The organism is Streptococcus porcinus, assembly GCF_900475415.1.
In the GTDB taxonomy this organism is placed as follows: domain Bacteria; phylum Bacillota; class Bacilli; order Lactobacillales; family Streptococcaceae; genus Streptococcus; species Streptococcus porcinus.
Genome location: NZ_LS483388.1, coordinates 62,177 through 72,500, shown reverse-complemented (window position 1 = coordinate 72,500; position 10,324 = coordinate 62,177). Strand labels below are relative to the sequence as shown.

The window sequence follows — 10,324 nt, the reverse complement described above, 5'->3', positions numbered from 1 at the left end:
CACTCCCCTCCCGGGGTGCTTTTCACCTTTCCCTCACGGTACTGGTTCACTATCGGTCACTAGAGAGTATTTAGGGTTGGGAGATGGTCCTCCCAGATTCCGACGAGATTTCGCGTGTCTCGCCGTACTCAGGATACTGCTAGGGCTCAATTCAATTTTAAATACGAGGCTATTACTCTCTTTGGCTTACCTTCCCAGGTAATTCTTCTATTAAATTAAAGTCCCACGTCGCAGTCCTACAACCCCGAGGAGTAAACTCCTCGGTTTGCCCTCCTGCCGTTTCGCTCGCCGCTACTAAGGCAATCGCGTTTGCTTTCTCTTCCTGCAGCTACTTAGATGTTTCAGTTCACTGCGTCTTCCTTCTCATGACCTTTATAGTCATGGATACTAACCATTAGTTAGTGGGTTCCCCCATTCGGACATCTCTGGATCAGCGCTTACTTACAGCTCCCCAAAGCATTTCGTCGTTAGTCACGTCCTTCTTCGGCTTCTAGTGCCAAGGCATCCACCGTGCGCCCTTATTAACTTAACCTTATTCCAGTCTTTCGACCTTCTTATTTTTTTTAATATGTTCGCGTTTATCTTTTTTTCGGTTTATTTCTTGTTACTTTTCTACAATCATTTTAATGATCGTGGAATTTGATATAGTTATTCAATTTTCAATGGACTATGTTTAGGATACAAAGCAACGCTCGCTTTAGCGAAACTTCTGTAGAAAATTAGGATTCTGACACAGTGTGCTTGCACACAAGGAAGATTATCTATTTTCCTAGGAAGTTAGTTGCGTGTTCAACTTCACTTATTATTAAGTTTAGGTGGACTTATATCCTATGGAGCCTAGCGGGATCGAACCGCTGACCTCCTGCGTGCAAAGCAGGCGCTCTCCCAGCTGAGCTAAGGCCCCGACTAATAAACTGGTTGTTACATTATTAGTGGTGGTACTATTCTATTACGTGAAGCTTAATTGTATTCAAACTAAAATCTTTTTCATACAGATTTCTTAACGTTCTCATAACTTAAATAAGACCTCTCAAAACTAAATAAGACAAGACCAAACGTCTTCCATTTCCTTAGAAAGGAGGTGATCCAGCCGCACCTTCCGATACGGCTACCTTGTTACGACTTCACCCCAATCATCTATCCCACCTTAGGCGGCTGGCTCCTAAATGGTTACCTCACCGACTTCGGGTGTTACAAACTCTCGTGGTGTGACGGGCGGTGTGTACAAGGCCCGGGAACGTATTCACCGCGGCGTGCTGATCCGCGATTACTAGCGATTCCGACTTCATGTAGGCGAGTTGCAGCCTACAATCCGAACTGAGATTGGCTTTAAGAGATTAGCTTGCCGTCACCGGCTTGCGACTCGTTGTACCAACCATTGTAGCACGTGTGTAGCCCAGGTCATAAGGGGCATGATGATTTGACGTCATCCCCACCTTCCTCCGGTTTATTACCGGCAGTCTCGCTAGAGTGCCCAACTTAATGATGGCAACTAACAATAGGGGTTGCGCTCGTTGCGGGACTTAACCCAACATCTCACGACACGAGCTGACGACAACCATGCACCACCTGTCACTTCTGCTCCGAAGAGAAAGCCTATCTCTAGGCCGGTCAGAAGGATGTCAAGACCTGGTAAGGTTCTTCGCGTTGCTTCGAATTAAACCACATGCTCCACCGCTTGTGCGGGCCCCCGTCAATTCCTTTGAGTTTCAACCTTGCGGTCGTACTCCCCAGGCGGAGTGCTTAATGCGTTAGCTCCGGCACTAAGCCCCGGAAAGGGCCTAACACCTAGCACTCATCGTTTACGGCGTGGACTACCAGGGTATCTAATCCTGTTTGCTCCCCACGCTTTCGAGCCTCAGCGTCAGTTACAGACCAGAGAGCCGCTTTCGCCACCGGTGTTCCTCCATATATCTACGCATTTCACCGCTACACATGGAATTCCACTCTCCCCTTCTGCACTCAAGTTTGACAGTTTCCAAAGCGAACTATGGTTAAGCCACAGCCTTTAACTTCAGACTTATCAAACCGCCTGCGCTCGCTTTACGCCCAATAAATCCGGACAACGCTCGGGACCTACGTATTACCGCGGCTGCTGGCACGTAGTTAGCCGTCCCTTTCTGGTTAGTTACCGTCACGTAATGGATTTTCCACTCCCATTACCGTTCTTCTCTAACAACAGAGCTTTACGATCCGAAAACCTTCTTCACTCACGCGGCGTTGCTCGGTCAGGGTTCCCCCCATTGCCGAAGATTCCCTACTGCTGCCTCCCGTAGGAGTCTGGGCCGTGTCTCAGTCCCAGTGTGGCCGATCACCCTCTCAGGTCGGCTATGTATCGTCGCCTTGGTGAGCCTTTACCTCACCAACTAGCTAATACAACGCAGGTCCATCTCATAGTGGAGCAGTTGCCCCTTTTAAGTAGATGACATGGGTCTTCTACTTTCATGCGGTATTAGCTATCGTTTCCAATAGTTATCCCCCGCTATAAGGTAGGTTACCTACGCGTTACTCACCCGTTCGCAACTCATTAGACTGGTGCAAGCACCTGTCCTCTGCGTTCTACTTGCATGTATTAGGCACGCCGCCAGCGTTCGTCCTGAGCCAGGATCAAACTCTCATTTTAGTTTGAACTTTCTCGTTCTTTCTGTCGCTGACAGATTTATTGCTTTTGCTTGACGGGTAATATGTCTTGCATATCACCCTCACGTTTGGTTTTTCTTGTCTTATTCAGTTCTCAAAGGTCTTGCATCTCTTACGAGACAACTATTTTATTCTATCAGCTATCTCCTGCTTTGTCAATAACTTTTTTCAGTTTATTTGACTCTGATGATAACTGTGCTGCTCTTTTAGCAACTTTATTAGTATACCTACCTTTTGTCTCTTTGTCAAGGTCTTTTTTTAAAATTTTTAAATTATTTTATAAGCTATTTAAAAGCCAATTTAAGACAGTTCTGTTCAAGATAGTCCATTAGGTATTAGTAAGCTCCCAAGAGCCCTTCATGGACTTTTTAGGCATAACAAAACGCCTGCTTGCGAAATCCCTCTAAAACTAGACGTATTTCGTAAACAAGCGTTACCCTAACAATATGATGAGTGTTCCCGCTAGGAATTCTTCCTAGCGGTAGACCAGAGCTAGACTAAGAACGAAATAAAGGACGTTCCACCATCATAACACTCAACAAAATTGATAAAAATTATACTAATTCAATAATTGCCATTGGAGCAGCATCTCCACGGCGTGGTTCTGTTTTAAGAATACGTGTGTATCCACCATTACGTTCAGCGTAACGAGGTGCGATATCATCAAAAAGTTTTTGAAGAGCTGTTTTAGATGAATATTTATCTGTTGCTTCATCATAGTTTTCTGATGCAATTTCATTACGTACGTAAGCAGCTGCTTGACGACGAGCATGAAGATCACCACGTTTACCTAAAGTAATCATTTTTTCAACTGTTTTACGGATTTCTTTTGCACGTGCTTCAGTTGTAACAATTGTTTCGTTGATTAATAAGTCAGTCGTTAAATCACGAAGCATTGCTTTACGTTGTGAGCTAGTGCGTCCTAGTTTACGGTAAGCCATTTTGTCCTCCTATATTATTTATCGTTTTTTAGTCCCAAACCTAAATCAGCAAGTTTAACCTTAACTTCTTCAAGACTTTTACGTCCAAGGTTGCGAACTTTCATCATTTCAGGCTCAGATTTTTCTGTTAAATCAAATACAGTGTTAATTCCTGCACGTTTTAGACAGTTATATGAGCGTACGGACAAATCAAGCTCCTCAATTGTTCGGTCAAGTACTTTTTCATCGTTCACTTTTTCAGTTTCTTTCATAACATCCGTTGCTTTTGCAACTTCTGTTAAATCTGTAAAGAGGTTCAAGTGTTCAATTAAAACTCGAGCAGACAGACCTAATGCATCTTCAGGAATGATTGTTCCATTTGTCATGATTTCAATTGTTAATTTATCAAAGCCATCATTACTACCAACACGGGCAGGCTCAACTTGATAATTAACTTTTTTAACCGGCGTGTAGATAGAATCAACAGCCAATGTTCCTACAGGTGCATCATCTTTTTTATTACCTTCTGCAGGGACATATCCACGCTTTTTAGCAACAGTCATAGTTGCTTTTAGTGAATGACCTTCAGCGATAGTAAAGAGATAATGATCTGGGTTAACAAGTTCAATGTCGCTATCTGTTAAAATGTCGCCAGCAGTTACTTCTGCAGGACCTTCAACATCAAGTTCGATCATCTTTTCGTCTTCTACGTAAGATTTTACTGCAAGCCCTTTTACATTAAGGATAATTTGCATAACATCTTCACGTACACCTGGGATTGTATCAAATTCGTGTAATACCCCATCAATTTTGATTGATGTAACTGCCGCACCTGGTAAGGAAGACAAGAGTACACGACGAAGTGAATTACCGAGAGTTGTTCCGTAACCACGTTCTAGTGGTTCGATGACAAATCTGCCGTAATCTTTATTTTCATCAATTTTTGTTATTGTTGGTTTTTCAAACTCAATCATTTTTTCACCCCTCGAAACGAAACTTGTGTACTATATAGTAATTATGATTATACACGACGACGTTTTGGAGGACGAGCACCGTTATGTGGTACAGGAGTCACGTCACGAATTGCAGTCACTTCAAGACCTGCAGCAGCAAGTGCACGAATAGCAGATTCACGACCTGAACCAGGGCCTTTTACAGTAACTTCAACAGTTTTTAGACCATGTTCTTGTGCAGATTTTGCAGCAGCTTCAGCAGCCATTTGAGCAGCAAAAGGAGTTGATTTACGAGATCCTTTGAAGCCAAGCGCACCCGCTGATGACCATGCGAGAGCATTACCATGAACATCTGTAATCATAACAATAGTGTTATTAAATGTAGCGTGAATATGGGCAACACCAGATTCGATGTTCTTTTTCACACGACGTTTACGTGTTGGTTTAGCCAATTTTTTTACCTCCTATTTTATTTTTTCTTACCAGCAATCGCAGTAGGTTTACCTTTACGAGTGCGAGCGTTGTTTTTTGTGTTTTGTCCACGGACAGGAAGTCCACGACGGTGACGAATTCCACGGTATGATCCGATTTCCATCAAGCGTTTGATGTTTAAGTTAACTTCACGACGAAGGTCACCTTCAACTTTGATTGAATCGATTTCGCGACGGATTGCATCTTCTTGGTCACTTGTTAAATCTTTAACACGGATATCTTCAGAAATACCAGCAGCAGCTAAGATTTTTTGTGATGTTGCAAGACCAATACCGTAAACATAAGTAAGTGAAATTACTACGCGTTTATCATTTGGAATATCAACTCCAGCTATACGAGCCATTTTTTCTCCTTTCTATATTATCCTTGACGTTGTTTGTGTTTTGGATTTGTTGGACAAATCACCATAACACGACCGTTACGACGAATAACTTTACAGTATTCGCAAATTGGTTTAACCGATGGTCTTACCTTCATGTTTTAATCCCTCCAATTATTTCGACTATTTAAAGCGGTATGTGATGCGTCCACGTGTTAAATCATACGGACTCATTTCTACAGTAACACGGTCACCTACTAAAATACGAATGTAATTTTTACGGATTTTCCCTGATACAGTTGCTAGAATTTGGTGCCCATTTTCTAATTCAACAGTAAACATTGCATTTGGCATCGTCTCTACAACTTTGCCTTCAATTTCAATCACGTCTTCTTTTGCCACGCAAAAGCACCCCCTAAATTTCGATTTGATGTCCTCTGAGCACAGAGGTAACAATTATAAGTCAGACTAGCCTATTATAGCACTTCACTTCAACTTTCGCAAGTTTTTTGAGAGAAAAATCATAGACTATCGATAACTTCTTTGATATCAACAAAAACTTGTGGTATTTCTTGATCACCTTTAATATCATGGACGATACCTATTTTACGGTAGTGGTCAAGTATTGGTTGTCCTTGCGCGATATTCACATCTAGACGACGTTTGACAGTTTCAGGCTTATCATCCTCACGTTGGTAATAATCATTTTCATCATAGTTACCAGCTGGTGGATTAAAGACTTTATGGAAAGTTTCGCCAGTTTTCTTATGGATAATTCGACCACTCAAACGTTCAACTAGGGATTCTGGGTTAACATCAATATTAATAACACCATCAAGTCTTAAGCCTAAAGATTCAAGCGTTTCATCTAAAGCATGAGCTTGCTCGATAGTCCGTGGGTAGCCATCCAACAAGAAACCTTTTGCTTTGATATCTTCTTGTGATAGGCGCTCCTTAACGATACCGTTTGTTACTTCATCTGGTACTAAATCACCTTTATCAATATAAGATTTGGCTAATTTTCCCATTTCAGTTTGGTTAGCCATCGCTGCACGGAACATGTCACCAGTTGAGATATGAATAACACCAAATTCATCAACAATTTTTGATGCTTGAGTTCCTTTTCCTGCTCCTGGTAAACCCATAATTAAAAGATTCATGTCAATCTCCTCTTTGACTAAAAATAGTAAAAATGAATAACTTCATTTTGTGTTTTTGTTTTCAAATGATAATAAGAAATCTGACCAAGTCTTACTATCACCTGAAAACAAAATAGAAGGTTGACAATGTCAACCTATATTCTATTCTGCTGTATTCATAAATCCGACATACTTTCTTTTTAGAAGATAGCCTTCAAGTTGTTTCATCCCTTCAATTCCTGTCGAAATCAAGATGAGCAAGCTTGTTCCCCCTAGGGCAATGCCTGAGGAGAGGTTCAATGTTTGCTGTGCCGCAATTGGAACAAGAGAGATAAACGCTAAGAAAATAGAACCTAAAGTGGCCAATTTTTTAAGCAAGGATGACATATATAATTCTGTTTCACGTCCAGGTCGAACACTTGGAATATAGGACGAATTCTTCTGCAGATTTTCAGCTGTTTTCTCAGGATTAACTTGTACAAAAGTATAGAAGAATGAGAATAATATAATCAAAAATGCATAAACGATCATGCCAGTCGGAGACTGATAATTCAAAATGTCTTGCAGTTTTGTTAGCCATGGAATATCTCTTCCATTTTGAAAGAAAGGAATAAGAGTACTTGGAATGGTCGTAATCGAGCTAGCAAAGATAACGGGAATAACGCCTGCTGGATTAACTTTTAAAGGAAGATACGAGCTTGTTGGTGCACCCTGAACAAGTTTTGTATATTGGATTGGAATTTTGTATTCCGCTTGTTGAACAAATGTTGTAAAGAAGACAATCGCTAGTACAGCAAAAATTAAGACTCCAACAATAAGGTATGATGATTGAATATCTCCTGCCTTAACATTCACAAAATAGTCTTCATATACTGTAGCAATTGCATTTGGAATTGATGAAATGATACCTGCAAAGATAATCATCGAAACACCATTTCCAAACCCCTTAGCTGTAATTTGTTCTCCTAACCAGGTCACAATAACACTACCTGTTGTTAACAAAGCACCAATTAATAAATATGTTTTAACGTTTGGTGTTGAAACTAAAGCAACATTTGACAAGCTATTAAAACCTGCCGTAATCCCGATTGATTGAATAAAGGCTAGTCCCAAGGAGATATACCGTGTCGCTTGATTTAACTTACGACGACCTACTTCACCTTGTTTACCCCATTCAACAAATTTGGGTAAAATATCCATCTGTAATAGTTGAACAACGATAGACGCGGTAATATAAGGACTTACCCCCATAGAGAAAACAGAAAAGTTTCTCATAGCATTACCACTAACCAAGTTCAACATATTAAGAAAAGGAAGTTCACTCAATTGCTCTAAGCTCTTTGCATTAACGCCAGGAACAGTGATATGTGTCCCAATACGGAATATGAGAATAATAAAGATTGTATACAATATTTTTTGTCTTACCGTCTTTATTTTTAGTGCATCTTTAAGTATTTTTAAGAACATAATGAGTTACCCCTCATTAAATGACTTCGCTTGAACCACCTTTAGCAGTAATTGCTGCTTCAGCAGATTTTGAGAATTTAGCTGCTTTGACAGTCAATTTTTTAGTCAATTCACCGTTACCAAGAATTTTAACGCCTGATTTTTCAGCACGAACGATACCAGCTTCTTTAAGAACAACTGGTGTTACTTCAGTACCATCTTCAAATACGTTTAATTGATCAAGGTTAACAAGAGCGTACTCTTTAGTATTGATGTTTGAGAATCCACGTTTTGGCATGCGACGGAACAATGGAGTTTGTCCACCTTCAAAACCTAAACGAACGCCACCACCACTACGTGAGTTTTGACCTTTTTGTCCGCGTCCAGATGTTTTACCGTTACCTGATGAAGAACCACGACCTACACGGTTGCGTACTTTACGTGAGCCTTCAGCAGCTTTTAATTCATGAAGTTTCATTTTTTCTCCTTTTTTGTAAAATGCTAGCGCCTCTATGAGGGGAAAGGACTCCCCATAGAAACTCGCCTATACATATAATCAACTATAAGTCGCAGAGCAATTCCCTACGACTTAAACCATTTTTATTTAACGTCTTCGACTGTTAATAAATGAGAGATAGCTGTAACCATACCACGGATAGCAGCATTATCTTCTTTAACAACTGAAGAGTTTAATTTACCAAGTCCAAGAGCTTGAACAGTTTTACGTTGTTCTGGTTTACGCCCGATTGGAGACTTAGTCAAAGTAATTTTAATTTGAGCCATTGTAATCTCCTTTCTTAAGCTAAGTCAGAAACTGAAACGCCACGCAAAGCAGCAACTTCTTCTGCACGTTTAAGCTGTTTCAAACCTTCAACAGTTGCACGAACAATGTTGATTGGAGTATTTGAACCAAGTGATTTTGAAGTAATATCAGCAATACCTGCCAATTCCACAACGGCACGAACTGCGCCACCTGCGGCAACTCCAGAACCTTCTACAGCTGGTTTCAACAATACTTTTGCTCCACCAAAGTTAGTGAAAACTTCGTGAGGAATTGTTGTACCAACCATTGGTACTTCGATCATATTCTTTTTAGCTGCTTCAACAGCTTTACGAATAGCTTCTGGTACTTCTTGAGCTTTACCAGTTCCGAAACCAACACGACCATTACCATCACCAACAACTACAAGAGCTGCAAAGCGAAGACGACGTCCACCTTTTACAACTTTTGTAACACGGTTGATAGCAACAACGCGTTCTTCAAGTTCAACTGCATTATCTTTAAATGCCATTATTTTGTGTCCTCCCTATTAGAATTTCAATCCGTTTTCACGAGCTGCATCAGCTAAAGCTTTAACACGTCCGTGATAGAGATATCCACCGCGGTCAAACACCACTTCAGAAATACCTTTAGCCACTGCACGTTCAGCAACAAGTTTGCCGACTACAACGGCTTGTTCAGTTTTTGTTCCTTTTGAAACGTCTTTATCAAGAGTTGATGCGCTTGCGAGCGTTACACCCGCTACGTCATCAATTACTTGAGCGTAGATGCCTGTATTAGAACGAAATACGTTCAAACGTGGGCGTTCTGCAGTTCCAGAGAGTTTACCGCGGACACGACGATGGCGTTTTTGGCGGATTTTATTTTTATCTGGTTTAGAAATCACAATTTTCACCTCTTAATTTTTAAACATTTGTTTTATAACAAATCAGCACTTATTTCATCTGTTGACCAGAAATTTCTGATCAAGTCAATGAAATCACTATTTACCAGTTTTACCTTCTTTAAGGCGTACATATTCACCAACATAACGAATACCTTTACCTTTATAAGGTTCTGGTGAACGTAAGCTACGAATATAAGCAGCAGTTTGGCCAACTTTTTCTTTACTAATACCTTCAACAGTGATTGAAGTTGGATTAGCAAGTGAGAAAGTAATTCCTTCTGGTGCTTCTACTTCGTCTTGGTGAGACTTACCAACTGAAAGAACTAATTTGTTGCCTTGAAGTTGAGCACGATAACCGACACCCTTCATTTCAAGTTCTTTTTTAAACCCTTCAGAAACACCTTGCACCATGTTATTCAACAAAGCACGAGTTGTTCCGTGGATTGTTTTCATTTCTTTAGAGTCATTAGGGCGAACAACTGTAATTTCCGCACCTTCAACTTTAATTTCAATATTTTTATTGAACTCACGAGTGAGCTCTCCTTTAGGGCCTTTAACTGTTACGACATTGTTATCGTTTGTTAGTTCAACACCTGCAGGGATAGCAATAATTTTATTACCAATACGTGACATGTTTTCATTTCTCCTGTTAGATTATCAAGCCGTTGAGGCTAGTTTTCACGGGGGTTTGATAGATTAGATACCTTCAATTATTGTTTCAAAATTGAACACGGACTAAAATCCTAGT

The 10,324-nt window shown here is 40.5% G+C and carries 13 protein-coding genes, 1 tRNA gene and 2 rRNA genes (1 of these 16 only partly in view); all 16 read right to left on the bottom strand.

Annotation, left to right across the window (positions count from 1 at the left end; genetic code table 11):
- Positions 1–532: ribosomal RNA gene (locus tag DQM45_RS00500) — 23S ribosomal RNA — on the bottom strand; it reaches 2,373 nt to the left of the window's first position.
- A 299-nt stretch (positions 533–831) separates the two neighbouring features.
- A tRNA-Ala gene (locus DQM45_RS00495) sits at positions 832–904 on the bottom strand.
- Positions 905–1,074: 170 nt separating this feature from the next.
- A 16S ribosomal RNA gene (locus DQM45_RS00490) occupies positions 1,075–2,623 on the bottom strand.
- The 16S and 23S rRNA genes sit together here with 1 tRNA gene alongside, the layout of an rRNA operon.
- Before the next feature lie 571 nt (positions 2,624–3,194).
- A complete protein-coding gene (gene rplQ / locus DQM45_RS00485) occupies positions 3,195–3,581 on the bottom strand; it encodes a 50S ribosomal protein L17 (RefSeq protein WP_003083490.1) in 387 nt (128 codons plus the stop codon).
- Positions 3,582–3,595: 14 nt separating this feature from the next.
- Positions 3,596–4,534 carry a DNA-directed RNA polymerase subunit alpha gene (locus DQM45_RS00480; RefSeq protein WP_003083434.1) on the bottom strand — a complete coding sequence of 313 codons (939 nt, stop codon included), beginning with the start codon at positions 4,532–4,534 and terminating at the stop codon, positions 3,596–3,598.
- 47 nt (positions 4,535–4,581) lie between these two features.
- On the bottom strand, positions 4,582–4,965 hold the full coding sequence (rpsK, locus tag DQM45_RS00475; RefSeq protein ID WP_001118387.1) for a 30S ribosomal protein S11: 384 nt from the start codon (positions 4,963–4,965) through the stop codon (positions 4,582–4,584).
- 17 nt (positions 4,966–4,982) lie between these two features.
- Positions 4,983–5,348 carry a 30S ribosomal protein S13 gene (rpsM, locus tag DQM45_RS00470; protein ID WP_003083837.1) on the bottom strand — a complete coding sequence of 122 codons (366 nt, stop codon included), beginning with the start codon at positions 5,346–5,348 and terminating at the stop codon, positions 4,983–4,985.
- Positions 5,349–5,365: 17 nt separating this feature from the next.
- The gene (rpmJ, locus tag DQM45_RS00465) at positions 5,366–5,482 is read right to left on the bottom strand and encodes a 50S ribosomal protein L36 (protein WP_000868345.1); all 117 of its coding nucleotides are present in this window, start codon (positions 5,480–5,482) and stop codon (positions 5,366–5,368) included.
- A 25-nt stretch (positions 5,483–5,507) separates the two neighbouring features.
- A complete protein-coding gene (gene infA, locus DQM45_RS00460; RefSeq protein WP_001040189.1) occupies positions 5,508–5,726 on the bottom strand; it encodes a translation initiation factor IF-1 in 219 nt (72 codons plus the stop codon).
- A 119-nt stretch (positions 5,727–5,845) separates the two neighbouring features.
- Complete coding sequence (locus tag DQM45_RS00455) at positions 5,846–6,484, bottom strand: adenylate kinase (RefSeq protein ID WP_003082700.1); 639 nt, start codon at positions 6,482–6,484, stop codon at positions 5,846–5,848.
- Between the two features lie 141 nt (positions 6,485–6,625).
- Positions 6,626–7,930 (bottom strand): preprotein translocase subunit SecY, encoded by a 1,305-nt coding sequence (gene secY, locus DQM45_RS00450; RefSeq protein WP_003084713.1) that lies wholly within the window; start codon positions 7,928–7,930, stop codon positions 6,626–6,628.
- 16 nt (positions 7,931–7,946) lie between these two features.
- Positions 7,947–8,387: a 50S ribosomal protein L15 gene (gene rplO, locus DQM45_RS00445; RefSeq protein WP_003082606.1), complete on the bottom strand. Its 441-nt coding sequence runs from the start codon at positions 8,385–8,387 to the stop codon at positions 7,947–7,949.
- A 122-nt stretch (positions 8,388–8,509) separates the two neighbouring features.
- Entirely contained in the window at positions 8,510–8,692 is a 183-nt protein-coding gene (gene rpmD, locus DQM45_RS00440) for a 50S ribosomal protein L30 (RefSeq protein ID WP_003084646.1), read from the bottom strand.
- Positions 8,693–8,706: 14 nt separating this feature from the next.
- Positions 8,707–9,201 carry a 30S ribosomal protein S5 gene (gene rpsE / locus DQM45_RS00435; protein ID WP_003082868.1) on the bottom strand — a complete coding sequence of 165 codons (495 nt, stop codon included), beginning with the start codon at positions 9,199–9,201 and terminating at the stop codon, positions 8,707–8,709.
- 18 nt (positions 9,202–9,219) lie between these two features.
- A complete protein-coding gene (gene rplR / locus DQM45_RS00430) occupies positions 9,220–9,576 on the bottom strand; it encodes a 50S ribosomal protein L18 (RefSeq protein ID WP_003046068.1) in 357 nt (118 codons plus the stop codon).
- Positions 9,577–9,672: 96 nt separating this feature from the next.
- Positions 9,673–10,209 carry a 50S ribosomal protein L6 gene (gene rplF, locus DQM45_RS00425; RefSeq protein ID WP_003084287.1) on the bottom strand — a complete coding sequence of 179 codons (537 nt, stop codon included), beginning with the start codon at positions 10,207–10,209 and terminating at the stop codon, positions 9,673–9,675.
- Between the last annotated feature and the right edge of the window lie 115 nt (positions 10,210–10,324).